The organism is Butyrivibrio sp. FC2001, from assembly GCF_000424125.1.
GTDB lineage: Bacteria > Bacillota > Clostridia > Lachnospirales > Lachnospiraceae > Butyrivibrio.
In genome coordinates this window covers 1-25,692 of record NZ_AUJH01000019.1, presented here as the reverse complement: position 1 = coordinate 25,692, position 25,692 = coordinate 1, and the positions used below count along the sequence as shown (strand labels likewise).

The window sequence follows — 25,692 nt, the reverse complement described above, 5'->3', positions numbered from 1 at the left end:
ATATGCAACAATTCTGCTTCTGCTTCATGAAAACAACGATCAATGCAACATTTTTCCATCGATAGCTGTTTAAATAATGTAGCACAATATAAGGTACTAAGGAGGAATAAAGGAATTGAAAAAGGTTGGATATAAGAAAGTACGTTTGATAATATCAGGTTTTTTGCTGTTTCAGGCGTTGATTATGTGTGTACTTAGCGCATGCAGTAATTGGTATTCAAAAGTTCTGGTTTCATATGTTGAAGTCCCCGCATATGTAACCGATGTCTGGGAATATAATGGTGGTCGATATTCATCTACCAGGTATAAATATACTATTGTTTATACGTACGAGGGACAGGAGTATAAGCGTAGAATAGATTGTAGTTCAAGCCCTGATGAAGACCTGACACGTGTTTGGATTAATCCTGTAACCATGAATATTTCTGAAGATAGCCGGGAATCATACGAACAAGCCGTTTGGGTGTTTGGAGCTCTGGCTATAGTAGTATTTTTGGCAGCCATCATTTCGTTCATAGCAATAACAGTTTCAGAAAAAAGGAAATTGGAAATTGAAGACTCAATGAGGAGCTACGTAATATGAAACGAAGGACGATTTTGACAGGGGTATCATTAGCAGCATCTATACTTGTAAGCGGCTGTGGTATGATCGGCAACGCTGAGGATAATTTTGTTGGCGTAATACAGCAGACTAAAAGGGAATCAGAGAATTGGGATTACGGTTTTAAGATTGCCTATAAAGAGGTCAAATCCTCTTATGATGGCAACAAGACATTTTCTAATCCTGAAAATGACTACTCTAAAGGAGAGCTTTTTGAGGGAAAATATGCTGTTCTCATGATGGACGATGCGGAAACTGCTTCGGCGCTTTATAGGACTATTAGCAGGAATGCGGATGCCAGGATTGCAGATTTAGAAAAGACTACCCTGGAAGTGACTAAGCAAGCCAGAGCTGCCTACGAGGATGCTATCGACAACGACCGACCCTTCATCGGGCCATATTATTACTATGAAAATGTTAATGTGATTCGTGCGGATGATACACTGGTCAGTACAACGACTACGATTGATGAGTTTTACGGTGGCCCTCACGATAATATTGTACAATATGGCTGCACCTATGATACCAGGACTGGAGAAGAGCTGAGAATCGGAGATGTTTTAAAGTGCTCCGAGGACGAGCTGAGAAGGATTCTGGCAGAGGAGCTACATGCAACTGAAGAGGATGAAAACCAGTTCATGAACCTGGATAATACGCTTTCTCATTATAAATTCGAGCCAGTCAGCTCCTATCCTTCGGACGATGAAAATGCAGAATTGCCATATAACTGGTATTTTGCAGGTGATGGTCTGCATTTTATCTTCAATGTCTACGAGCTTACTTCTTACAACTATGGCGCCTCGGACGTTGTTATTGGATATGACGAGTATGAGGGCGTGATTGATGAAAAGTATATTCCCGCTGCAGATAGCTATTATGTGACATCTCATACGGTTTATGCAGGTAGTGACAAGCCTGATGAAAATGGGATCACTCTGGATTTCATTGCAGATATCAAGAATTCAGGCATAATGGTAGATTATTATTACGTCCACCAAAAGGATGGAAAGGCTTTCATATATGTAGTTCTTCCTGAAGAGGATGAATCCTACAAGCTTTTCGTGTATGAAGTCACAGATGGAAATCCCCGTCCAGTCAGCATAAAAACCTGCGAGAGATCTGCGGAGGAGTTGAAGGATGGCTATACCGCATATCCTGCTTATGCCTTCTGGGGAAGGGATTTGATGGGCAGATAGTGTGAAGATGATATTACTCTTCTATCTTTTTAATCTCCGGGATTATCTCATAATCATCCGTAATCGTAATAACGGCATAAGTCGCTTTATCACCTGAGACCTGGGGATAGCAGATGCTTCCGGGGTTTACAAGGGTGATGTTGTTTTCGGTGTCCTTTACTATCTCAGCATAGTGGCTGTGCCCGAAGAGAACAAGGTCAGCGTGTCTTGACTTTGCTGCTTCCTTTAAAGTCTTAAGGTTTTCCTCATATTTGACATTGTAGTTAGTTCCATGTGTTGCCCATACGCTTAAGAAGCCAGCCTTGAATTCTTCATCGAGTGGAAGGCTGTTCCCAAAGTCGCAGTTACCGCGGACTATCTTTACTTCATAGGGCGGATTGTCTCCTGTTATGGAAGTGATGGAGCCCTGAATATCTCCGCAGTGGACAAGGATATCGAAGGGAGATTCCTTCTCGATCGCCTTTTTGGCAAATCCAGGATAACCATGTGAATCAGATATTACTAAGAGTTTTACGTTCATGTTGATATCTCCGATATATCCTACAAAAACCTTACTCAAGCTGTTACAATGCCTTTTTAGTTTCACCTACAATTTTAGCCTCGTTCTATATGGGCATCTTTGAGAATAGCCTCAACGTCAGCCCCTATAATATCGAGGCCCTCGGCCTTAATCTGGTATACTTCGTCTATTCCGTAAAAATTATTGGCGAGCGCTTTTACATACCCGAATCCGAGTTCATCAGATAAAATCGGTCCACCGGCTGTTGTTACGTAATACAGCTTCTTTGCCTTGCAGAGCCCCATAGGAGTGCCGGTTTCCGAATAGGTAAATGTCAGTCCAAGGACATTGATCTGCTCAAAAAACTGTTTAAGCATGGCAGGAAATGATAAATCATAATAAGGAGCAGCTATTACTATTAAATCCGCATCCGCGAAGTCTCGCCCAAGTGAAAACATGGGATCATCGTATTTTCCTGCATTTTTCAAATCCTCTCGATGATTTATGAACTCTTCATCTACGATAGGGAATTTTACATTTTCCAGTTTTACTTCCTTTATTTCGCCTTCGAGAGTAGCAAGCAGCTGCTTAGCTAATCTGAGAGTTCTTGATTCCTTGCGAACACAGGCATTAACAAATAGAATCATAGGATGCTCCTTTCCTTTGATTGCTTTTCTATACGTTATTATCCAATTTTCTTCCAGTCGGATCGATCCAGAAGATAGTCAGTGACAGATTCCTTTAATTCCTTTTCAAAAGCTTCCTTTGTGACGTCTTTATCCATAACTTTATATTCCGGAATGTTTGATTCAGAGTCAGAATTTGAAAATTCTTCCTGGACAAAAAGATGATTTACAGGTTCTTTCTCTCCTGCCGATTGATAACAGTAGATATCATAAGATATCTGGTCACCGTAATCATATTCCTCAACCATCAGGCCGTTTTTAAGCGGATAACTATAGCAGATCGCTTCTACACTGTCACTGTACCAGCAGACAATTTTTCCATCTGCATAATGAAATACAGAATTAAAAGCGCCCGGATCATCTTCCATCTGAATCAGAAGCTCGTCTGTTTTATCGCCATCAAGGTCCAAAAATGTGTACTCATAATCAAAAGCTTCATCGGAAAATTCAGGGACAAACCATTGATCTTTTGATGAATCAAGAAGACTGGTATCTCCTGATACAAACTTTTCAAAAGCTTTATGGGCAACATCGTTTTCATTGCTTGTCTGATTTTTTAATGGCCCGCAAGCCGCTAATAAGCTGAGGCCAAGTATGCCTGTTGTTATAAGTTTAATTCTTTTCATTTTTTCTCCAGTATATTACATATTATCCTTCACTTTTACCGCGATAATTCTTCCCTGAGCGCGAAGTGACCCCTCTGATTCCACAGTGAAAACGGTATTTTTCTCAAACATTCCTATTGCGAAGCCCATTTTAAGAAACCAAGGCATATCTTTATAAGCTTCAAAGCTTGTTCTATCTAGGAATTCCTCTACAGATATTTCCTCAACATATCCATAAGGATTGGCAATAACCACTTTGTCATTTGGAATATCTAAGCCGGTTATCAGTGAGTAATGAAGGGTCCATTCGTCTCCATAAAGAGCTGCCCACTCGAAAGGAACAGGAATACCATTAGCCAGATTATTGTAGACAGCGTCGATAAGTTCAGTATTTTTCATGTACTTATGAATGGTGGTTTTGTATTCCGGGAACTGCTTGTTCATTTCGGCACAAAAAGCTTCTCCCGTTGAGGTTATTACTTTTCCATAATCAGAAAACAGACTTTCCTCAGTAACATTTTTGCCACTCCATGTACTGAACATTTCTATTACGGCATATCCACAGGAAATATCCTGTTTTATGACTTCAACACCATCTACAGATACCGGTGTTGAATACTTGCTATCCTGAAAAATGGATGAATAATCATCTAATATTGCTGATGTCCTTATTTTTAGGCTTACTAAAGCGATGATAACTATTGCGAAAAAGAGCGCAATTATGCTCAATATTACGATTGATATTTTTGTGTGTTTATTTTTTTTCATTCCATCTCCGTTATGTATTTAGCTGATTTTTTTCTGGTTATTTAGATTTTTGATCTGCGAAGTAATGTTTTTTTGCATAAGCAAAATGTTTATTAAAGCTTTTGATAGCCGCTTTCCCTGCAGGGCTATCAGGTTCACTCATGTCAAAGGCATGATACAACCCCTCATATACATCAACTTTAGCAGGTATTCCTGCGGCTTTAAGGTTGTTGATATATGTAAGGGTTTCGCAATAGAAGGGTTCTGCGGTACATACAAAGGTATATGCCGGTGGAAGCCCTGAGTAATCCTTTTGTCTTGCGGGAGCAGCGTAAGGCGATACTTCCTTTTTGGCATTTTTTCTGAGATAAACAGCCCATGCCTGGTGGTTTCTTCTGGTATTCCAGACCTTTGCATGATTATCTCTGGAACTATCCGTATCGAAATTGTCGATCATAGGATAAAGTGGCATCTGGAATGCAATATTAACCTCTCCTTTGTCCCTTGCGTACATTGAAATAGCAGCAGCCAGGCCACCGCCCGCGCTCTCGCCTCCGACCATTATCTGACTTGGGTTTATACCAAGCTCCCTTGCATGTTTTTTCATATACAAAAGAGCTCCGTAGCAATCCTTAAGAGCCGTCGGATAAGGGTGGAACAAGGATAAATGATAGCCCGGAGCTATTACAACTGCGCCATGGTTTCTTACAAGATCGGCAGCTCTGCCTATGTAGGCCATTTCTTTCATTCCGGTCATGTAACCACCGCCATGGATCCACAGTACTCCAGGCGCATTCTTGGGTTTAGATATGGGCTGCAAAATAAGGAGCGGAACTCTAAGACCATTAACTCTTATTGATGTTCTTTTGCTTCGTATACCTTTTGTATTAAATCTATACATGACAGCTCCTCATCAATATTGCTCCGATTATGCTTCTTTTGCTACAAAACCGATTATCATAGCTATTATCAGTATAGGGAATGCCAGGTAAAGCAGTCCGCCAACAACCATTGCTATAAGAATAAACGGCAAGAATACAATATAGAAAGCTATCTTTATTATGCTCCATGAGAACTTAAAAGCAAATCCTATGAGCTTTCCAACCATGCCAAGTAAGCAAATGAAAAAAATAAATGTCAGTAACATGTTCATCACCATCCTTTTATGAATAAACAACTGTTTTTGTTTATGGTTATATTCTACATACAAACTGTTATCTGTTATATATTATATAGAGAAAAAAACAAGACCTTATTTCCCTTTTGGGGAGAAATATGGTCGTTACATAAAAAATCAAGTAGAATCTCAGGGTACTCCTTCTGTAAACTCCTGAAGATTCCACCTACTGCAACTCTGCATTCTACAGGGCCCATGCCTGAACTAATCTGCATTATCATCACGCATTACCTCCCTTGTAGTTATATATAGGCTTGAGGATCTTTGTGATGTCCACAGTTTCTGCTACGGCATCCTTGATGTAATCGATATTCCTGTATGCAAAAGGTGCTTCATCCAGTGTATCCTTACTGATGCAGCTTGAATAAATGCCCTTCATGGATGCTTTGAACTCGGATACTGTGTGGGATTTTAAGGTCTGCTCCCTTGAAGTAAGTCTTCCAGCGCCGTGAGGTGCAGAACAATTCCACGCTTCATTGCCCTTTCCTTTTCCAAGAATCACGCCATCTCTCATATTGATGGGTATGATTACATCTTCATCTTTCTTTGCCGAGATAGCGCCCTTTCTAAGGATGGGCTCATTTCCATCAAAGTCTGCGTAATTGTGGATGCATGAATGGATTTCCTTACACTTCCATTTCATTCCCTTAGCAATTTCTCTTATGATAATACTGCGGTTCAGGTCGGCGTATTCCTGAACAACTGCTATGTCATGCAGATAGTCTGAGAGGAGTTCATCGGTGAGATATGTAAGTTCAAAGGGAACATCCTCTTTTCCGTGCTTCTTGAGGTACTTATGGCCTTCACTCATGTAGTACTCTGCCACTTCTTTTCCAAGATGACGGCTACCGGTATGTACTATGAGGTATCCCTCACCATCAGCATCTACATCAATCTCGATGAAGTGATTTCCACCGCCCAAGGTTCCCAGACTTAGCATTGCTTTCTCGTATCTTATGTGCTCAGCGCAAAGAAGCTCTGCGAGTTCAAAGTCTGCAGCCTTGGAATGTGCGGTGCTTCTAATACTAAATCCCACCGGCACGTTCTCTCGGATCACTGTATCAAGCTTCTGAAAGTCTTTTCTCACCTTCCCAATCTTTACCATGCTCATTCCGCATCCGATATCAATGCCCAGAAGTGCAGGAATTACCGCATCTTTTACTGTCATGGTAAGCCCAATAGGACCAACCTTTCCCGGGTGAACATCCGGCATTACTCTAATATTGCTGCCCTTGGCAGCCTCAGTGTCACAGATCATCTTTATCTGCGCGATGGCATACTGATCCACGTTTCCATCAGCCTCATCTCCAATGCACATGATCATGGCATCTGAGTATTTTCCATTTATTTGTATCAAAACAAACCCTCCGTGTGGTGTCTTCGCAAAAATGCGCGCAAAAACCTTCCAAAATGTTGATCAGTCCAGCTTTTTCGTTAATCGCTCTAGTGAATCCGGGTCAATTGTAAGTACGTTTGACGAAAAGATTGCCTTTACAATCCAGAATAAAATCACAAGCACAAGTATCGGGATGATGCATGTAGTAACCAGCATTACTGCGAGGGTTTCAAGGAGACTGCTAAGAAAAGAAGTGACCTTGTCCACGGTATTGCTGGTTATTGAAGTAAGCTCGCTGAATATTCCGCCCTCTGCTTCTCCTTCGATATCCAGGTCATTGTACTCTTCAACTGCAGAATTTACGCTGTCAGCCTGCGTTTTATAAACCATGTCAGATAACTTGACACTTGCAGGGACAATTATGAAAATGATAAGTCCTAAAAAGGCGATCTTTCCTGCAACGTTGTACCAGGTCTTTTTTCCAAGCAACACTGCTGCGCATATAACAATGCAGGCCGCAGGTATAAGAACCGAAAATGCTATGTAACCGGACAGACTTATAAGGAATTTTTCAAGGTAAAGGGCGCTGAGTATCACCATGAAATACTTTGCAAGCTCTGCGAGCTGTTCTGCAATAGGTGTGCACATATCCCCCGGAAGGAGCGAAAGCGTTGCGGAGGTTCCTGCAGCACCTGCAGAGAGAGTCATTACGGTTGATATCTTTTCATCCGTCTGTTCTATGGAATGCTTATGGTTAGCGGGATCGCCGGCCCATGGTGCTATTTTTGTAAAAGAAATAACTGCTATAAGTAAAAAGAATGCAATTAGCGTCGCTTTCTTAAGATTCATTACTATCCCTCCATTCAAAACTTATGTCATACCCCGATGCCTGCGGGAAATTGCCTATGAAGTTCCTGATAAGACTCTCTGCCTGATCATCTGAGCGCTCAAGAATGCCGTTTTCAAGCGCTTTTGCCTTTGCAGCCTCTTCAAATTCGGCTAGAGACATGTTGTAATCTTCAAGCTTTATCGGATTCCAAAGAGAATCCTTCTCAGAGTATATCTTAAAGGTATCTTTATCTATCGTGGTCGCCTGTATCTCAGAATGAGGAAGCTCTACGGTCAGATGCTTTTTGTCTTCATCCTTGGAAATCGTGATCTTTTCAAAATCGATGCCGGCCATTACTGCCCCGTCATAGCTGTAAACAAAACCCGACTCTGACGGAATGAAATTGAATATCTTCGTCTCCTTTGTATAGTTCTCCACCTGTGTGAAGTAGTATTCCTGCGTTATGAGGACACCCATATTTGCAAGGCCGTCCTGTATTGTCTCCGTGCTGATGGAAACAAGTACTTTATCCTCTTTGTCTTTCATTGCGGTAATTGGAGTGTTTTCCTCAGAAGTATCCGTGGAAGCGGATTTGTCCTTATAATAGCCTGCCATAAGAAATATCATTGCAATGATAGCAATGGCTATGAAACCTAAGCTGACATATTTTCTAGTCTGTTCTGATACGTTCATCATGTTATCCTTTCTGGTTAGATTTTAATGTAAATTTAAGATTCTCGAAACCGACTTTTAACATGTAACTGCTATTGTTAGCTTATGGATTTATGCATGCATTTTTCCTGTTGTAACACCATTTTTCCACCAAAACAGGAGGTCATGGCTTATGAAAACAAAGAGAATCTTGTCATTATTTTTATGTGCTGCATTTATTATGATCACATTTACAAACAAAGTAAATGCCTCTTCTCCCGCAGCCGACATTGATACTATCGAAGAGGACGCATCCTCCACACCTACCATAGACCCTAATAATTACACCCTTGATGAATTGAATACCTATACAGAGACATTGATCAGCAACAAGTGGGGCAAAGACCAATTCCAATTTCGAGTTTATGAAGATTGCGTAGTTATTGATTTATGGGGCGATGGTATAGCTGATTTTGCTGAAATGGCCAAAACCAATGCTGAATATAAAGATCTTTGGGATAGCACCGTTGAGAGCATGCGAGATATGAGTGAGCTCTTTTACGGCCAATATTCCAATTTTGACATGGATACCTATGTATATGTTCTAAATGATAAAAATCTCGATAATGTCCTTATCATGACAATGGATGGTGTTAGAATTTTTGACTGTGTAAATGATGATGAAGATACAGGGGTAACAATCGACATGACCAGAATGCGATTCAGATAATACAGATTTCGATATTTGTAATTAAAAGAGGAGGGTGCAACTAACCCTCCTCAATTTTTCGCATTTAACTTAAAAAAGGTTCCAGCACTCGCCAGAACCTTTAGATACAATAAATTAGTCTTTTATCTCTATGCCCTTTTCTTCCATATACATCTGTGACAGATATACTGGGCCTTCCCACCATATTTTCAGATCAGTATCATATAAAAGCTTACATGTCTTTGACTGCAGAAAATCTGCGAGTATGTCATTTTCAGGCATATCTAGTTTGCTAGAAAGCTCTTCTACTGTCATGGCTATGAGCGAATCGACGGTATAATCAAGCATATCCTTCGTAATTACTTGTTCAGCCATATCTTTTCTCCTTGAACAAATTCAAGTGCACTTAATGCTTTATCAGATCTGAAGCAAAACTGGTCTTTTAACCTTTCAGGAAGAAGTCTTCCAATACACAATGAATCCGCTTCATCACTTCCAACCTCACCAAAAGCTCCATTTGAAAGATCAGGTTTACTCACTTCGCAGTAACTACCATGGTAAAGGGTCATTCCATTATCAAGCTTTATCATTATCTACAAACCCCTTTCTTGTAAGGTAGTCATTCACGTCATAAAAGACAGCCTCATCCCCTTCACAATGGAATATGCCAAAACCTTTTTCTATGTAGCCAAATACATCGTATTTTTTAAAGATGGCTCCTATCTTACCAATAGGAAGATTCCATTTTTCAGAAGCAAGCCGCGCAATTCGTGTCTGCATGAATACTATCTGCATTCTTTCTGACATATCTTATCCTTTCAAGATTGCTATTTGTCCAATTAATTTTATCACAAAAGAGTTCTGATAGTGGCTGTTCATTTCGTGTTATGACAATTATTCTTGGACAATCTGTCAATTCCCTAAAAATGTTGCAGCACCAATATAGTAAACACTGATTGTTTGTCCAAACAGTTCAGCTTTTTCAGAAGTGACTTCCCCTTTTTCTACCCTTATTGCACCATCTATCAGTTTATCTACTATTGAGAATTCAACTGGACAGGTACCATGGCAGGGATAGATATTCTTTATATCCGGTGCATGTTGCTTAAGTCTTTTAAGGCTATGAATATAGGCACTCATGTTTCTCATGGGACCAAACATGAAGATCCTGCCATCCTGAATGAGATCGCCACTGAAAAACGCTCCGCTATCTTTATCAAGGAGTCCTGTACTCCCAGGAGTATGGCCGGGAAGTGCTATTGCAACAAGCTCTCTTTCTCCAAGATTGATAACGTCGCCATCGTAAACAGGTATGATATTCTGCCAGGTATAGGATTTATCGTAATTTACGAGCTCTGCCGGGTTAATCATGACTTCATCAAACTCATCATTACTTCCTATATGGTCAATGTCCGTATGTGTATTGAACAGACCTATCGGCAGTTCTGTTATCTCCTGCGCCAGCTCTTTGGCATTTCTTGTCTGCATTCCGCTGTCGATAAGAAGTGCCTTCGCCTTACCAATTACCAGGAAAAACCTTACTCCCTCTTCATCATACTGATAAGTGTTGTCATCTATCTTTTTCCAACCCATAATACCCTCCCGTTTGTTGCTTGGTCTAACTTCCTCTTATTATACAGAAAAATCCTCCTGCCAGCAGCATTTATACTGGTTTCAAGGGCTTAAACTTGCTCTGGGCTACGCGCCATACTAACAATAAGGACTTTTGACAAGTAGGACTATCCCTTATAATCAGCCTACCTACGCGACTTTCTATAAATCTTTATCTTTTCACAAGTAGTTTTTACCCTCATGTTTTGGTTGACTACGCGACATCCTAGTGGTTTTGCCTTTTGACCAGTAAATCCATACTTAAAATATCCCCCAAACTACGGGACTTTCTATGAATATACAAAATGACAAGTATTCTTAACCCAAGAAGCCTCCGAGGCTACGTGCCATTACTGATTTGGCAGCATTCCTCGCGTATTGACGCGCCCATACCCCATAATACAAAAAAGAGCCATGACAAAAGCCACAGCTCTTAATAGCAAGTATGATATTATTCAATTCCTGACGCCCTTCATTAAGAACCCAGCAAAAGCAACAAAATAACCATCATCAAATATAACTCACTGTCTCTGACAAAGGCTTCCTGCTATTATGATTGTCCAACGGACCCGCGCCCTCGGCAGCATAGCCAAGATCAAGAAGCATAAGGATTTCTTCATTTTCAGGAAGACCGAGATCTTCAGCAAGCTTGTCAGGGTCAAAGAAATTGAGCCAGCAGCTGTCAACTCCCTCATCATATGCTGCAAGCATCAGATGTGTTGCAACAATGGATGCATCCTCTATACCGGAATCTCTTCTCTCACCCGGATATGTAAAAACATTGTTCTTATCAAAAGCGACAGCAAGAACTGTAGGTGCGCCGTATCTGCAGGGTGTTGCCTTGTCAATCTTGGCAAGTGCTTCCTCAGACTCAATGACATAAATGTGCTGCTCCTGAAGATTCTTTGCAGTAGGTGCAAGTCTTCCTGCCTCGAGGATATTATTAAGTCTTGCTCTGTCTATTTTTCTTTCACTGTACTTCTTGCATGAGTAACGATTTTTAACTACTTCCTTAAACTCCATCTTTATCCTCCTGACTTGTATGTCTGGTTCTATTAGATTGCATGCAATATATAGTGATATCATAAAGCACTTCAGGCATTAAATCAATACTATTATGCAGGTCTTCCTTCACACTGATATAGCTTCTCAAAAAACGCCTTGAGCGCCTCATCATCATGTATGTATTCTTTGATATCTTTAGAAAGCCTTTTCCGTTTTCTTGCAGCCATTTAAGTTCCCCTTATCTTCACTTAGCATTTTTCTCGCTGTAAACAGCATGGTTATAAAGCATGCCATTCCACCCACAACGTTACTTACAGGCTCCGCAGCAAACACTCCGTCAGTTCCCAGGTGGAAAATGTAAGGCAGTGCGTAGGTCAGAGAAACCACGATAACAGCCTTTCTGAACAATGAAAAGAATATCGCATGCCCTTTTCGTCCAAGAGATTTGAACACAACCTGGCCTGTATGCTGGAACGTCATGAAAATGAAGGTCGAGAAATACAGGTTAAACGCAGGTACAGCGTCCATAAGAATCGTAGTGTCCGAGCTGAATATTCCGATGACCTTCGCAGGGAAAATCCTTATGAAAAGCCATACGATTACAGAATAGCCAAAGTCCAGAATAAACATCAGCAAAATGGCCTTCTTTACCCTGTCATACCTTCTCGCACCGAAGTTGAAGCTTATTACAGGGGATGAACCCTCTGTTATAGCAATGATCGGAGTTTCTATCATCTGTCTTGCACTGTTCACGATTGTCATGATGGAGATATAGATATCACCACCCACATCTGCCAGAACATTATTGCAGCATATCTGCACAAGGGCGTTTGTAAACTGCATCATAAATGCGGCCATTCCAAGACCTACGATATTGAGGATTCTTGCGCCGCTTCGCATTACCTGATCGAACCTCAGAATGCTTACAGGAATGCTTATCTTTTTTCCGAAAATGAATTTAAGAACATACGCTGCGGAAAGCGCCTGGGATATTACAGTAGCAATTGCAGCGCCTTCAATGCCCATACCAAGCGCAAAAATGAAAATGGGGTCAAGTACAATATTGGCAGCTGCGCCAACGATGACCGTTGTCATTCCTACCAGTGAAAATCCCTGCGCGTTTATGAACGGATTCATGCCGGTGGCGATCATCGAAAAAGCCGTTCCAATCATGTAAATCCTAAGATAAGGCAGGGCGTAAACCAGAGCCTCGCTTGATGCTCCAAACAGCCTCAGAATCGGCTCTCCGAACAACTCTCCAATCAGGAAAAGTGGCACAGATGTTGCAATCAGCAGAAAAAATGAAGTGTTCTGAATAGCTGCGGCCTCTTCCTTTTCGCCCTTTCCTCTAGCCATTGAGAAAAGCGGAGCGCCGCCACTTCCGTACATATTTGTAAAAGCCGTGACCAGAATAACTATGGGGAAGCACAGTCCCACTGCTCCAAGAGCCGCCGTTCCGATCAGCGGAATTCTGGCGATATAAATCCTGTCCACGATGTTATATAAAAGGTTCAGAATCTGTGCAACCAGCATCGGAAGCGCTGTTGCCAGAATAATGTTCAAAGTTCTGCCGTTTTTAAAATCAATCTGTTTCATTTCCCAATTTGCCTGCCATTATAGATATTTCTTCATGTTTTCGAAGATGACCTCGTATGCATCACTCCACATATGAATGCCATCAATCGAATACTCCTCCTTGGTTCTGCCATTTTCATCTGTCAGACCATCGTTTACATCGATATAATTATACCCAAACTCCTTAGCCAGCTCTTCCACTGCCTTGTTGGCTTCATCAAGTCTCTCCATACGAAGCTGCACTGCCTTAAGAGCACCCGGCCAGGCCTCATTTGCGGCGACCGCATCATTTACGGGATAATATGCCATCATGAAAACTTCAGCATCGGGAAGTCTCTTCTTGATATTGTTAAGAACCTCCCTATAATCAGAAATCAGCTTTTCCTTAGTTTCTTCAGGTATGCTTATATCATTAGTACCTATATTAATAAAAATTTTTGAAGGTTCAAGAGCAAAAATCTGTTCATCCAATGCCTTAAGCATCTCAGGGATAGTGTATCCGCCTATTCCCCTGTTATAAATTATTTTGTTCATTCCGTGATTTAGCATGATCTCCTGTATAGGAAACTGCTCCATCAGCGATGAACCTGTAAAAAGTATCTCACCCTTTTTCACGAATTTATTAAGATGCCTGTATCTTATAACCTTGTCATCCTTCTCTTTTTGAAAAAAATCCTTTGCGTTATCCTTTTCGCCTGACATTTTTATCCTCCTGTTTTTCTATTACAAAATACATAAAAACAGACTGCCAATAATATAGATACAGTCTGTTTTCATCTTTACTTTATGGATTTCACACTCTCTTTTTCCACGATATGTCCGGTAACTATATGAACATGCTGATCAACAGTTTTGCCCTGAAGAAGGCTTTCTACAATAGAAATCGTTCTGTCGACCATCTGCTTCATGTCTACTTCATAGGTAGTTATTTTCACATCGCAAACGCCCGGGAATATAAAATTATCATATCCAACCACGGAGATATCATCCGGAACATTATAGCCCTTCTCCTCCAGCTTTTTGATAAGCTCGCCTGCAGTCAGATCGCAGTTACATACGAAGGCTGTGGGCATTTTTGAAGGGAGCTTAAACTTGTGCGCTTCAAAAATAATACCTGTATCCTTGTCTCTATCCTCTATAATCCGGTCTTTTCCGGGAGTAATTCCGTGCTCCATCATGGCCTTAAGATATCCAAGATATCGGTCAGTTATTGATGCAGTTTGTAAAAGCGATCCCACAAATGCGATGTCTGTATGTCCTTTTTCGAATAAATAGTTTGTCAGATAATAGGATCCATAAAAACTGTCCGATATTACGGACTGCATCTCCTGGTTCTCATCGTTAAAATCGAGATAAACCGTGGGAACAGATACATTTTTCTTAAGAAAAGCGCAGTATTCCTTTGAAAATTCGCCAAGCAGAATAAGCGAAGATACCCTCTTCTCACGAAGCATATTGGACAGTATCAGCTCATCCTCCATATTGTAGGTGATGACCTCCAGCATGCTGTAGCTCTGCATATCTGAAATCTTGGCTGACAGCATCTGATACATCTGCAGATAGAAGGAATTGTACTTGCTGAAATGCTTCTCATGAATAAGAATACCAATATTGTAGCCTGCGCCTTCACTAGTCTCCTTCACAGAGGCCGAGGGCTGCTTGTAGCCGAGCTCGTCAGCAAGCTTAATTATCTTTTCTCGCATCTGCTCGCTTACACCCTTTTGTCCTGACAACGCCTTTGAGACTGTTACAACGCTTACGCCCACTTTTTCGGCTATGTCCGCTAATTTAACTGACTTTGCCATTATCTGACTCCTTATAAATTCATGTTCTGTTTAGCTAAAATATAAAACAATTGATTAATTTAGTCAATAAATTAGCTTAAATTTTATGGCATACATTTTCCACAGTAACTATATTTGACCAGACGCCTTTACCGCTTTCATTGCAAGCCCTTAATCTATAGGAATAAGTCTGGCCATCAACCGCGGTAATATCATTAAAGCCGGGAATGCAATTTATACAGTCCACACCGTCAACTTCAATGTTTTTTCCGGAATCAAAAACGTATTCCTTTTCGCCGGCTACTGTTGTCCAACCGAATTCATCTGCGGTTTCGCTTACTCTTCCATTCGCTCTTTGAATCTCATAGTAGGCGCCTCCAACAACTCCTCGCCATTTGATATCTGCCACATTCCCATTTTCAAAGCTGTCCTCGTATAAAACCGGTGCTTCTTCAGTTTCAGGCCCAGGTATCGGTATCAGCCTTGCTTCTTCATAAGTATCTGCCTTACCATTTGCTATCTGTGCATAGGCATAAATACTTCTGACGATCTCTGTTTCACCATAATAATCGCCTGCGGGAAATCCCGGCCAGTGATAGGAAGCCCAATATCCATCCTCATCATGAAAATAGAAGCCAAAGCCATCCTTATGGGCTCTAAGGCTCCACATCATTACTCCGTTCGCATGATGTATGCGCGCCTGCTCAAACACCTTGATGCAGGGATCTGCTTTAATATAGGTCCCAAATTCCCCGAGAATATAGGGCTTTCCGGCTTCTTCATGAACTAGCTCCGTTTCATCTGCACACCTTTTTGCAAAGTCGCCTTCATAATAGTGTGCTCCCAGAATATCTGCGGGGTTCTCGGCACTTCTGCTTCTTTTCGTAGTGGACATTCTGCCGTCAAGAACCAGGTGATTACTGTCTAAACACTTGATAAAACTAATTATGTCCTTTGTCCACTCAGACAGCTCTTCATCATGTAAATCCTGACATTCCGGATTGCCGCCGAGCTCATTTCCTGTCTCCCAGCAAAGGATAGCCTTATCATCCTTGTACTTAATTCCTGTTACGGAATTTTCTCTTTCAAGCACATGGGCTATCATCTGCTTAAACAGATCTCTTGGCTTTTCTTCAGTGTAGAATTTCCACGCCCACTGATAGAAGGTGCCTCTTATGGGTGACTCACCCTCTGATAATCCTGCAAGCCAGACATAGCTCTCCATGCCGCCTACCCAGTGCCAATGATCCACGAAAGGAATGATCAGTCTGATTCCGTATTCGTTGCAGACAGCAAGGAGATTATCGAGCTCATTAAGCGCATCTTCATTGAACTGGAGCTTTCCATTTTTATCAACTCCCTTTACGTAGGCCCATTTGTCATTATGTCCATTAAAAACGGGAATTACATAGCTTCTTGTTACATTTCCGCCCATGGTTTTTATGGTCTTAATGGCGTTTCTCTGCTCCCAGGGCTTATCGCTTGTGGCCTGGGGATAGTTGAGCGAAACAAACTTAAGCTCTTTATCCCCATCCATAAGCCTTGTACCACTTCTGGTTATAAAATTTTCAAATACACTTTTCACCAATCATCCTCCATATCCTTGTTGTTATTTGACAGCTCCGTCCGTTACGCCGCTGATTATGTATTTTTGGAGGAAAACATATATGATTATCGTCGGTACAGCTACAAGTATTATTGCTGCAGACATAAGTGGCCATTCAGCAAGCTTATCTCCGGAGAAGGAATACAAGCCTGTAGCCGCAGTTTTTACCTTGGGCATATACATATACGGTGTAAAGAAATCATTGTAAATTCCCAGCATTTTCAGTATGACTGTCGTTGCGATCGCCGGCTTAAGCTGAGGAAGAATGATCTTATAGTAGATCTGAATCCTGCTTGCGCCATCTATCCTCGCACTTTCATCAAGGGCCTTCGGAATCTGATTTATAAACTGAATGAAAATATAAATCTGCATGATATCCGTTCCTATGTACAGGATGATTCCGGCAAGCAACGAATTATAGAGTCCAAGGGCTTTGATGATCTGAAAAGTCGCTATTGTTACTGTCATTCCGGGAATGAAGGTCGGCACCAGGAATGCCATATATACTATCATTTTGCACTTGAAGTCATATCTTGAAAGTATGTATGCAACCATGGTTCCGAATAAAATGGCAAGCGGTACACTGATCACCACCAGAATCCCGGTGTTTATAAAGCCTGTGACAAAGTTTCCTTCATTGAAGGCTCTTATGTAATTCTGAACATTAAACAGATTTTCAGGGATCGAGTAGACACCCTTCATCATGTACTCATCATTCGATTTAAGGGATACGTTAAGTATGATGAAAAGCGGTGCGAACACGCCTATTACGCCAATACTCAGAAGCAGGTATATGAAAAATCTGCCCAGCTTATTATTTACAATAAAGGGAGAGGATGGAATATCTTTCATTTTTATCTTATGCATTTTCTTTATCCTCTTTTAATAACACTCTCTGAACCAGCACCAGGAGCATGATGATCATAAGCAGTATCACACCCATGGCTGCGGCTTTTCCATACTTGCGGTAATTATATGCAAGCTCAAGCGACTTACTGATAAATGTTGCGGTTCTTCCGTTAGGGCCGCCCTTCGTAATGAGGAAGGGCTCGAAGTACACCTGAAGCGCTCCATTCAAGCTAAGTAGGAGCGATACCTTGAGCATACTTTTTATATTAGGAAAAGTGATATATGCAAGAGTTCCGAAGAATCCCGCACCATCTATCCTCGCTGCTTCAAACACTTCACTGGGGATGGACTGTAGGGCAGCCACGTAGATTACCATGGTATACCCTACATATTTCCAAAAACTAATGAAGGACAAAGCAAAATTCGTCATGTATGAAGTGCTGATAAAATGTACCGCATTTATCCCCAGTGCCTCCAGGATGAGGTTTACCGGTGAATTGCTGTAGTCATACATATAATTGAACATGAAGGCTACAGCCACACCGTTTATAATATATGGCATGAAAAGGACTGCCCTGAAGGTGGTTTTCATTCTGATGTTGCTGTTGAGGAGAACTGCCAGGAATAAGCCCGCGAACTGCTGCAAAATCGCAGTAAGTACATAAGCCATATTGTTGGAAAAGGTGCTGAACAGCTCTTTTTGTCCGAGAATATCCTTATAATTTCTCGTCCCGATGTACTTCAGATTCGGGCTCATTCCGTTCCAGTCCGTGAAGCTAAGCTGTATAAGCTTAGCCAGGGGATAATATGAAAATAATGCCAGCAAAATCATTGGGATGAATAAAAATCCCACAATTATAATTCTGTCTTTTGCTTTTGAACTCATCTCTTAATTTCCTTCTACCCAGTTAGGACGCTCCGCTGCCCACTTTGCATTCCAATCATCCACAAGCTGCTGTGCCTTGGCATCATCTTCCTCCATAACGTATGTAAGGAAGAACTGCTGGCCATCGAGCTCGATTGCATTTCTGATGTTACTGAACGCAGCGGTTCCTAAAATAGGTGAAAGGGGCTCCACACCGTAGCTAAGAAGTTCTGCAACAAAAGGATCCTCTACAGCGATATTCTTGTTTGAAGGAATATCTGCATCTGAAACGGGGTTATTAAGCATATAGGAAAGGAATGCCTTTGCAAGCTCGGGAGACTCTGTATCCTTTGAAATTCCCCACTGTTTTCCTGATCCGGCCTTGATATTCTTAGCTCCGGGGAAGGGGAACATTCCGATATCCTCAGCATTTGCGCCAAGCTCTACAAACTGTTCAGGGAGCCATGTCTCTGAATAATGCATTGCTACTCTGCCCTGAGCCAGATCAAGCTTGAACTGATCCCAGTTAGCTGACATAATGTCTTCCTCAAGCTCACCCTTCTTGTAGAGATTTCTTACAATATTCATGGAATCGAGCATTACGTCATCGTAGATTTCATCCTGCTCTGCGTATTTGTTCTCACCGCGCTCATCACCTGCTGTCAGGTTTACTTCGCCCCATCCGCACCATGCATAAATCGGCCAGATATCCTTAAAAGCTGTTCCCACAGGTGTAATTCCTGCTTCCTTGAGCTTGTCGCAGTCTTCATAGAATTCATCCACAGTCTTGGGAACGTTCTCAATTCCTGCGTTTTTAAAAGCCACCTTGTTGTAGATCATTCCACAGTAGGAAACTGTCAGCGGAAGAACATAGAGATTACCGTCCGAGCCGCGGCCATTTTCATAGAAAAGTATGTCGTCAGCAGTAAAATCGAGATCATCTATAGGCAGGAAATAATCTGCATAAGTATCCTGGTTAATAGGATCAACCACATAGAACAGGTCCGGTGCTTCACCACCGGCAATTCTTGTAGGAATCACATCGTCGTATTCCTTGATAGTCTCAAACTCTACTGTAGTTCCGGGATTCTCCTCCATGAACTTAGCAGCGTAGGCGGCAAGATCCTCTTCCAGATCAGTTCTGTTACTTGCTACCACGATTTTGCCTGTAAGCTCAGGCTTTGCAACTTCTCCGGTACTGTTTGCTGTTTCGCTCTCTGTAGCTGTATTACCGGCCTCAGTTACTCCGATTTCTTCCTTCTTCTCGCTGGCGCATCCTGCCAGTGTACTTAATGACATGGCCGCTGTAAGGCCAAGTGCTATTAGCTTTTTCATCATAACCCTCCAATGCTTCTCATTCTTGATTGTTTAATTATTTACCTAAATTTAGTTGCAACTGTTGGTATTATGATAGTTAAATTTACTTTGTTTTTAAATAGCACCATTTTGGATTTATGTGCATATCTTTAGCCATGTGCAAAATTCCTGTATTCATTTGGAGACATGTGGAATTTCTTCCTAAAAGCCCGGCCAAAGCTGGGTGCATCCTCATAGCCCACGGCATTTCCTATTTCATAGACCTTGAGCCTTGGATCCTTCAAAAGTTCAATAGCCCGCTCCATCCTTACCTCAAACACATAATCTGAGAATTTCATTCCGGATTTGAGCTTAAATAGGTTGCTGAAATATGATGGATTAAGGTCAACTAACGCAGCCACATTCATAAGGGAAAGAGACTTTTCATAGTTGGTCCTTATATAGCTCTGGGCCATCTCTATTTTGGATATATATGTCTTCATTCTTACTCCTGATGTAACGCTTCCAGATTTTTCCTAATGAGATCACATCTCTGTCTTACGCAAAGAACTGATCTGCCCGGATCCTCCGGTGTGTTGAAAACGTAGTCAATAAGCTTGTTCACGGTTGTTGTGGCAACATGCATCCTTGTATCGGATGACGCATAATAGATGAAAACTTCACCCTTTTCATTGACTATGGCGCCATTTGTGAATACCACATTTGACACATCTCCGACTCTTTCCTCGCCTCTCGGTCCGATTAAAAGTCCGGAGGGCTCAGCGATCACCTTAGACGGGTCATTAAGGTCCGTTGCGAATGCATAGATAACATATCTAAGTCCAGCTGCGGTATTTCTTACTCCATGTGCGATATGAATCCAGCCCCTGTCTGTCTTTATCGGGGTTGCGCCGGCACCGTTTTTAGCCTCTGTGATAGTGTGATATTTCCTGAGACTGGTCATCTTCTCTTCGTCTATAACAGCATGAGTTATGTCGTCGCACAGGCCAAAGCCGATTCCGCCGCCACTTCCTGTCTCAATGAAATCGTCCATGGGCCTTGTGTAAAAAGCGTATTTGCCATCAACAAACTCAGGATGCAGCACCACGTTTCTCTGCTGAGGAGAATTAAGTGTCACAAGATTGGGAAGCCTCTCCCAGCTCTTAAGATCCTTGGTTCTGACAATCCCCGCAGCAGCCACAGCCGCTGAAAGGTCTGAGGAAGCTTTATCCTTACTTTCTGAGCAAAATACTCCGTATATGTATCCATCTTCATGCTTGGTGAGTCTCATATCGTACACATTGGTCTCCTCCGGGCAGACATCCTCAAGAAGTATCGGATAATCCCAGAATCTGAAGCCATCTACTCCGGTGCTGCTCTCAGCAACTCCAAAGAAAGACTTTCTGTCATTTCCCTCGATTCTGGCGATCAGATAGTACTTTCCATCAAGATAGATCGCGCCGGAATTCATCACTGCATTTATTCCAAGTCTTTCCATGAAATAAGGGTTTGATTCCTTTACCACATCATATCTCCAGGTGATAGGCGCATGATCCCTGGTAAGCACGGGATTCACATATCGGTCAAATAAGCCATTATAAAAGTCGGACTTATTGTTCTTTAGCTCTATCAGCTTATTTTGCTTCTCAAGTTCCACATAGTAGTTTTCATGTATCATTGTTTTCTCTCCTTCATCCAAGTATTTTCATAAGTTCAAAACACATTCTTCCGTTGTGATACGGGCATTTCCAGGGCTCAACTATGGGTTTCTTTGAAGGTGTACCGTCAGGACTGACCTCCCAGAACCACTCTGAGCCTTCTCTTTTATCTATCAGAGACTCCTCCACAAAATCCCATAGGGTCTCCGCGCCTTTAAGATATCTGGTGTCCTCTGTTTTCATAAACGCATTCACAAAGCCTACCATGGCCTCGGCCTGAACCCACCAGATTCCGGTCTCATCGACAACGCCGTTCTCGCATTCATTTACAAAATACCTTCCGTTAAAGGCCTTTTCATAGGTTTCCGCTGCCATTTCAAGTGTTATCTTTTTTATGTCATCAAGAGCTTCCTTTGTTAACGCATTCTCTCCCAGCACCTCAACCGCACGATCAATCAGCCAGGATGCCTCAATATCGTGTCCGTAGCTGTGAAGATCCAGAAGGCTTCTATATTTTTCATCGAAGAAAACCTCCTGCCTTCTCTTATCAGCGTTATATATCTTGCTTCTCACAATATTAAGAAGCGCTGCCAGCTTCTGGCCTACCAGTTCATGCTCCTCTATGCCGGCTGCCACCTTGTACAGCTGTGTGTAGGCTTCGATAACATGAAGTGCAGTGTTCATGGTCCTCTCTGCGATCACTCCGTTTTCAGAGAGCTTGTGGTTTGCAACCGGATTAAATTCTCTGGTAAAGGCTTCGCAGTAGCCTTCCTCATCCCTGCATTTACTCTCGATTATTTCGAAGATTTCCAGTGCCATTCTCAGAGCCTCTTCATCCTTACTGGCTTCATAGTATTCAGCCAAAGCGTAAATTGCGAAAGCCTGATTGTATGTATGCTTGGTATTATCAAAGAGCTTCCCATCATAGGTAAGTGACCAGTATATGCCGCCATAGGTCTCATCAATACAGTATTTTTTCAGGAAATCATAGGCGTGCCTGGCCTCTCTCAGAAGGCTCTCGTCCCCCAGTTCCACGTAAGCCCTTGAGAAAAACCACATTATCCTGCTGTTAAGGATGCAGCCCTTCTCTGCCTTTTTGTCCACGTTCAGGTCATAGTCCATGTATCCGTAGAAACCGCCATGCTCACTGTCATGAAGGCTAGTCCAGAACGGGATAATGCCATTCATAAGTTCGTCTTTAATTCTGTGTAACATCTCAAATACCTTTCTCTTTTAACTAATAATGTTGCTTAATATCAGGTCATGTGTGGTTTAGGTAAATTTAGCTTTATTTAGCTAAATGTTTTGTTGTTTAACCTAATATTTAGCGTGATTGTAGTATTATTTAAGTTGTTTGTCAATATTTTCAACTTAATTTTAAGTTAAAACACAACAAAAAAGGAAGCCATAAACCTGTTATGACTTCCATAGGTATCTCAAAATGAAAACATCAGCTCGAAGCCCTGCTTTACTGGTTATTCTGATATAATCATTTAAGAGAGTGATGTGGGGTGATTTTTTAAGACGATACCGGTATCGGTGGGTTTTACCTGTAATTAATATGCTGTGGGTGGCATTTACTTGTCTTTACTATAGCCTTATGGATTGTCACATAGTCAAAACATTCATCTGGGAAAAATTACGCGACATTTGTTTAATGAAATAAAAATGACGCGTAGAAAATACCTATTTTATGCATTTCACTACGTGATATTTGCTTAAGCTTGGATTAATCACGTAAGTAAGCCCTAATACTAATACAAAAACTACGCGACATTACTCAACATACAAAAAGAACACGTAGGAACAAGCTTTTTGCGATAAAGTCCTACGCGTTATAACTGAAAAATAAGAATTGAACACGTAGCAGTCCCGCAAGAATATTAGCCAACAAATATTTGACTGATTGTTTTAGAAAAATCAGTAAAGAAAATGAGGAAAAATATGGAATCCACAAAGAATATAGAAACTGAAGAAAAGCAACAGAAATGCAAAGAAGATAGTCTCCTTCTTCGTTCCCTAAAGACAAGCCTGGTCGCAATTGTCCATGCCAATCTTGTGATACTTCTGTTTAATTCGATTGATCTGATATGGATTGATTTTATAGACCCTGTAGTTTTTATGATCGCAGCAATTTTACTGGTTATGACTATCACCTTCGCGGCGTTTCTTTTTTCAAACAGAATATTATTTAAGGCACAGAATAAGAAAAACATGCCGCTTATTTACTTTGCTGAAATATGCATCTCCTACCTCATTCACGAGGTTATTTGCTGGTATATACAAAGGACAGCTCCGGCCAGTGCGGATCTTGGGCCATATTTTTTTAAACTGATTTCTACTTTGCCCTATTTCCCAGTAGGAGTGTTTACCATCATCAGCTTTATGAAAAGTAAGCCAAGAAAAATAATCCCCACTATCATCTTGGTAGCAGGGATGGTTTATCTGGTATTTGTAGTAGCACCTTTTTGGCATCTATTATTTTGAGGGATACCCTGATTAGTGCGGCATATTGCCTTAGCTTTGTTATAATCCAATTCCTCTCCCCTTCTCCAATTGTCATAGTTACTGCACTATCTGGATAATATTTTAATGAACTCTTTATAGAATATCCATTGTTTATCAGGCCACACTATCATACATTTAATTTGGTAGCAAATCTATTGTTTAAAATCATCTAAATAATACGGGTTCTTATAGGGGAATATAAATATGAACAGTAAATATGACACATATTTGTTATATGAATACATGAAAAAAGTATCCTTCACGGTAAGGATACTTGTAAAGCTTAATGAAAAAGTGGACCCTAAGCTATTGAACGAGGCAGCCCAGGAGGCAATCACAAGGTTTCCTTATTTTGCTGTAAAGGTAAGGGTGGATGAAAGCGGCGCTTTTGCATTCGATCATAACGAAAATCCCATACCGGTGCTTCCGGAGGAGAATAAAAGGCTTGTGCTGGGCTCCCAAAAGACCAGCGGTCACCTGTTCGCAATAACCTACAGGGAAAACTGCATCTGGTTTAATTTCTCTCACTCCCCCTGCGGCGCCCATGGCGGATTATTCTGGGTAAAGAGCACTTTATATCAGTATCTCACAAAGAAATACGGCGAAATAACTGCGCCTGCAGACCTCAAGCTCGTCGGAACTCCGATACCTGAAAGCGAAATGGAACTACCTGATGCTTCAAAGCTTCCGGATGATGAGCCTCTTAAGAGGTATGAAGGCAAGAGCAGCAAAGTGGGCCTTGGCAGATTTTTAAAATTCCTTCTCAATCCGTTTGTTAAAAATAATTACTATTATGAAATCATCATTCCAACATATAAATTCCTCGAATATGCAAAGAGTATAGACGGCAGCCCGAATACTATACTTGCAGCGTTCTTTTTTAAGACGATCGCAAGATATTTTCCTGCCAGGCCCGATGATATTCTGTCCGGAAGAGTCGCTGACGATTACAGAGATGATATCGGCGCCAGTGAGTCCTACCGCGATTTTACCAGACTGATTCATGTCCTATACACCAGGGATATGGAGAATGATTCAATTGAAAAGCTTAACCGCATGGCAAGAGGTGCGGTTATCCTTCAGATGCAGCCGGAGCTCAGCTGCGAACGCTACAGACAGGTCGAGGAAATACATAAGGGAATAGATGCTCAGCCCGATCTCAAGAGCAAGAAAAAGTATGCCGCCACCCACAGCCTTTTCAGGTCCGATACAAGGGACGTCTTTAACGTGAGCTATGTCGGACAGACTGAATGGGGCGTAATGGAGCAATATATAAACGAAATCCATACCATTACAGACGGCGATTTTATGCTCGAAGTAAATGCACTTAAGGACAGGTTCTGCCTCTGTTTCCAGCTTATCAACAAGGATCGCAGGCCTGTGGATCTGTTCTGCAAGGTTTTGGAGGAAGAAGGACTGCCCTACACCTTATCGGAGATGAAGACGCGCTATCTGCCTGATATAGAGCTGCCCAAATGACCTGCTCTTACTAGCCATTTTTATGAAAAATAGACACTTACCAGTTTTCCCTCAATAAATACCAAAACTATATACGTTTAATCGAGTAGGAGAAAATGTCTCATTATAGAGACATTTTCGACCTCTCACACCACCGTGCGTACGGTTCCGTACACGGCGGTTCAATCAACTTAACAAGTGACACACCTCTCGGTGTAGTAATCTAACATTGAGATAAGTCCAAATTGCTTAAGCCTTTTCGGGCTTATTGCTCTCTGCACATCTGTCTTTGAGCATACGCTTGCAATCGCTTTTCCGTTATAGGCGGTTCTATATGCCGCCCATTTGGGTATTCCTAGCTTTACCAAGTTCTTCGCTCTGTTCTGTGGAGTTTTCCAGTGTTTCCAAATGCACATGCGAAGTCGATACCTGATATTTCTA

General features: G+C 41.6%; 30 protein-coding genes and 1 pseudogene. 5 read left to right on the top strand and 26 right to left on the bottom strand.

Going from position 1 to position 25,692, the window contains the following annotated elements; genetic code table 11:
- Positions 1–115 precede the first annotated feature (115 nt).
- Complete coding sequence (locus G601_RS0110395; protein WP_026492193.1) at positions 116–583, top strand: hypothetical protein; 468 nt, start codon at positions 116–118, stop codon at positions 581–583.
- A complete protein-coding gene (locus tag G601_RS0110390) occupies positions 580–1,797 on the top strand; it encodes a DUF3298 and DUF4163 domain-containing protein (protein ID WP_026665301.1) in 1,218 nt (405 codons plus the stop codon). The genes G601_RS0110395 and G601_RS0110390 overlap by 4 nt, the downstream gene beginning before the upstream one ends.
- Before the next feature lie 13 nt (positions 1,798–1,810).
- On the opposite strand, the gene G601_RS22860 is transcribed toward G601_RS0110390, so the two are convergent.
- The 10 genes from G601_RS22860 to G601_RS0110340 form a co-directional block, all read right to left on the bottom strand.
- Positions 1,811–2,356 (bottom strand): metallophosphoesterase family protein, encoded by a 546-nt coding sequence (locus G601_RS22860; RefSeq protein ID WP_207638039.1) that lies wholly within the window; start codon positions 2,354–2,356, stop codon positions 1,811–1,813.
- Between the two features lie 35 nt (positions 2,357–2,391).
- Positions 2,392–2,943 carry an NAD(P)H-dependent oxidoreductase gene (locus G601_RS0110380; protein WP_035790660.1) on the bottom strand — a complete coding sequence of 184 codons (552 nt, stop codon included), beginning with the start codon at positions 2,941–2,943 and terminating at the stop codon, positions 2,392–2,394.
- A gap of 38 nt (positions 2,944–2,981) precedes the next feature.
- Positions 2,982–3,608: a hypothetical protein gene (locus tag G601_RS0110375; RefSeq protein WP_026665299.1), complete on the bottom strand. Its 627-nt coding sequence runs from the start codon at positions 3,606–3,608 to the stop codon at positions 2,982–2,984.
- Positions 3,609–3,623: 15 nt separating this feature from the next.
- Positions 3,624–4,355 carry a C39 family peptidase gene (locus G601_RS22855; protein WP_081673489.1) on the bottom strand — a complete coding sequence of 244 codons (732 nt, stop codon included), beginning with the start codon at positions 4,353–4,355 and terminating at the stop codon, positions 3,624–3,626.
- A 37-nt stretch (positions 4,356–4,392) separates the two neighbouring features.
- Complete coding sequence (locus G601_RS0110365; protein ID WP_026665298.1) at positions 4,393–5,235, bottom strand: alpha/beta hydrolase; 843 nt, start codon at positions 5,233–5,235, stop codon at positions 4,393–4,395.
- Positions 5,236–5,262: 27 nt separating this feature from the next.
- On the bottom strand, positions 5,263–5,481 hold the full coding sequence (locus tag G601_RS0110360; RefSeq protein WP_035790659.1) for a hypothetical protein: 219 nt from the start codon (positions 5,479–5,481) through the stop codon (positions 5,263–5,265).
- 74 nt (positions 5,482–5,555) lie between these two features.
- Entirely contained in the window at positions 5,556–5,732 is a 177-nt protein-coding gene (locus G601_RS26125) for a hypothetical protein (protein ID WP_155834511.1), read from the bottom strand.
- Positions 5,732–6,829 (bottom strand): RtcB family protein, encoded by a 1,098-nt coding sequence (locus tag G601_RS0110350; RefSeq protein ID WP_081673498.1) that lies wholly within the window; start codon positions 6,827–6,829, stop codon positions 5,732–5,734. Before G601_RS0110350 ends, G601_RS26125 begins: the two co-directional genes overlap by 1 nt.
- A 99-nt stretch (positions 6,830–6,928) precedes the next feature.
- Positions 6,929–7,696, bottom strand: coding sequence for a hypothetical protein (locus G601_RS0110345; RefSeq protein WP_026665295.1), 768 nt, complete (start codon positions 7,694–7,696; stop codon positions 6,929–6,931).
- The gene (locus tag G601_RS0110340; protein WP_026665294.1) at positions 7,686–8,372 is read right to left on the bottom strand and encodes a DUF4230 domain-containing protein; all 687 of its coding nucleotides are present in this window, start codon (positions 8,370–8,372) and stop codon (positions 7,686–7,688) included. The genes G601_RS0110345 and G601_RS0110340 overlap by 11 nt, the downstream gene beginning before the upstream one ends.
- 148 nt (positions 8,373–8,520) lie before the next feature.
- Between G601_RS0110340 and G601_RS0110335 the strand changes: the two genes are divergently transcribed.
- Complete coding sequence (locus G601_RS0110335; RefSeq protein ID WP_026492202.1) at positions 8,521–9,057, top strand: hypothetical protein; 537 nt, start codon at positions 8,521–8,523, stop codon at positions 9,055–9,057.
- A gap of 114 nt (positions 9,058–9,171) precedes the next feature.
- On the opposite strand, the gene G601_RS0110330 is transcribed toward G601_RS0110335, so the two are convergent.
- The 15 genes from G601_RS0110330 to G601_RS0110255 all read right to left on the bottom strand — a co-directional run bounded on the left by G601_RS0110330 (position 9,172) and on the right by G601_RS0110255 (position 22,500).
- A complete protein-coding gene (locus tag G601_RS0110330; protein WP_026492203.1) occupies positions 9,172–9,411 on the bottom strand; it encodes a hypothetical protein in 240 nt (79 codons plus the stop codon).
- Positions 9,396–9,626, bottom strand: coding sequence for a hypothetical protein (locus G601_RS0110325; protein ID WP_026492204.1), 231 nt, complete (start codon positions 9,624–9,626; stop codon positions 9,396–9,398). The genes G601_RS0110330 and G601_RS0110325 overlap by 16 nt, the downstream gene beginning before the upstream one ends.
- Positions 9,613–9,843 (bottom strand): DUF3791 domain-containing protein, encoded by a 231-nt coding sequence (locus G601_RS0110320; protein WP_026665293.1) that lies wholly within the window; start codon positions 9,841–9,843, stop codon positions 9,613–9,615. The genes G601_RS0110325 and G601_RS0110320 overlap by 14 nt, the downstream gene beginning before the upstream one ends.
- 105 nt (positions 9,844–9,948) lie before the next feature.
- Positions 9,949–10,629 carry an MBL fold metallo-hydrolase gene (locus G601_RS0110315; RefSeq protein WP_035790657.1) on the bottom strand — a complete coding sequence of 227 codons (681 nt, stop codon included), beginning with the start codon at positions 10,627–10,629 and terminating at the stop codon, positions 9,949–9,951.
- Positions 10,630–11,157: 528 nt separating this feature from the next.
- The gene (locus G601_RS0110310) at positions 11,158–11,670 is read right to left on the bottom strand and encodes a nitroreductase family protein (RefSeq protein WP_026665291.1); all 513 of its coding nucleotides are present in this window, start codon (positions 11,668–11,670) and stop codon (positions 11,158–11,160) included.
- 177 nt (positions 11,671–11,847) lie between these two features.
- Entirely contained in the window at positions 11,848–13,248 is a 1,401-nt protein-coding gene (locus tag G601_RS0110300) for an MATE family efflux transporter (protein WP_026665290.1), read from the bottom strand.
- Between the two features lie 18 nt (positions 13,249–13,266).
- Positions 13,267–13,929 (bottom strand): GDSL-type esterase/lipase family protein, encoded by a 663-nt coding sequence (locus tag G601_RS0110295; protein ID WP_035790655.1) that lies wholly within the window; start codon positions 13,927–13,929, stop codon positions 13,267–13,269.
- Between the two features lie 77 nt (positions 13,930–14,006).
- Entirely contained in the window at positions 14,007–15,032 is a 1,026-nt protein-coding gene (locus G601_RS0110290; protein ID WP_026492209.1) for a LacI family DNA-binding transcriptional regulator, read from the bottom strand.
- A gap of 76 nt (positions 15,033–15,108) precedes the next feature.
- Entirely contained in the window at positions 15,109–16,596 is a 1,488-nt protein-coding gene (locus tag G601_RS0110285; RefSeq protein WP_026665288.1) for a cellulase family glycosylhydrolase, read from the bottom strand.
- A 24-nt stretch (positions 16,597–16,620) separates the two neighbouring features.
- Complete coding sequence (locus tag G601_RS0110280; protein WP_051200961.1) at positions 16,621–17,484, bottom strand: carbohydrate ABC transporter permease; 864 nt, start codon at positions 17,482–17,484, stop codon at positions 16,621–16,623.
- Positions 17,477–18,352: a carbohydrate ABC transporter permease gene (locus tag G601_RS0110275; RefSeq protein WP_026492212.1), complete on the bottom strand. Its 876-nt coding sequence runs from the start codon at positions 18,350–18,352 to the stop codon at positions 17,477–17,479. The genes G601_RS0110280 and G601_RS0110275 overlap by 8 nt, the downstream gene beginning before the upstream one ends.
- 3 nt (positions 18,353–18,355) lie before the next feature.
- The gene (locus tag G601_RS0110270; RefSeq protein ID WP_026665287.1) at positions 18,356–19,666 is read right to left on the bottom strand and encodes an ABC transporter substrate-binding protein; all 1,311 of its coding nucleotides are present in this window, start codon (positions 19,664–19,666) and stop codon (positions 18,356–18,358) included.
- 131 nt (positions 19,667–19,797) lie between these two features.
- On the bottom strand, positions 19,798–20,130 hold the full coding sequence (locus G601_RS0110265) for a helix-turn-helix domain-containing protein (protein ID WP_026665286.1): 333 nt from the start codon (positions 20,128–20,130) through the stop codon (positions 19,798–19,800).
- A 2-nt stretch (positions 20,131–20,132) separates the two neighbouring features.
- A complete protein-coding gene (locus G601_RS0110260; protein WP_026492215.1) occupies positions 20,133–21,305 on the bottom strand; it encodes a glycoside hydrolase family 130 protein in 1,173 nt (390 codons plus the stop codon).
- Positions 21,306–21,318: 13 nt separating this feature from the next.
- Positions 21,319–22,500 carry an AGE family epimerase/isomerase gene (locus tag G601_RS0110255; protein WP_035790654.1) on the bottom strand — a complete coding sequence of 394 codons (1,182 nt, stop codon included), beginning with the start codon at positions 22,498–22,500 and terminating at the stop codon, positions 21,319–21,321.
- A 729-nt stretch (positions 22,501–23,229) separates the two neighbouring features.
- Between G601_RS0110255 and G601_RS0110250 the strand changes: the two genes are divergently transcribed.
- The gene (locus G601_RS0110250; protein WP_026665284.1) at positions 23,230–23,772 is read left to right on the top strand and encodes a hypothetical protein; all 543 of its coding nucleotides are present in this window, start codon (positions 23,230–23,232) and stop codon (positions 23,770–23,772) included.
- 225 nt (positions 23,773–23,997) lie between these two features.
- Positions 23,998–25,272, top strand: a complete 1,275-nt coding sequence (locus tag G601_RS0110245; RefSeq protein ID WP_026665283.1) for a hypothetical protein — start codon at positions 23,998–24,000, stop codon at positions 25,270–25,272.
- A 170-nt stretch (positions 25,273–25,442) separates the two neighbouring features.
- Here the strand turns inward: G601_RS0110245 and G601_RS26630 are convergent.
- A pseudogene (locus G601_RS26630) lies at positions 25,443–25,692 on the bottom strand (group II intron reverse transcriptase/maturase); the annotation flags it as partial.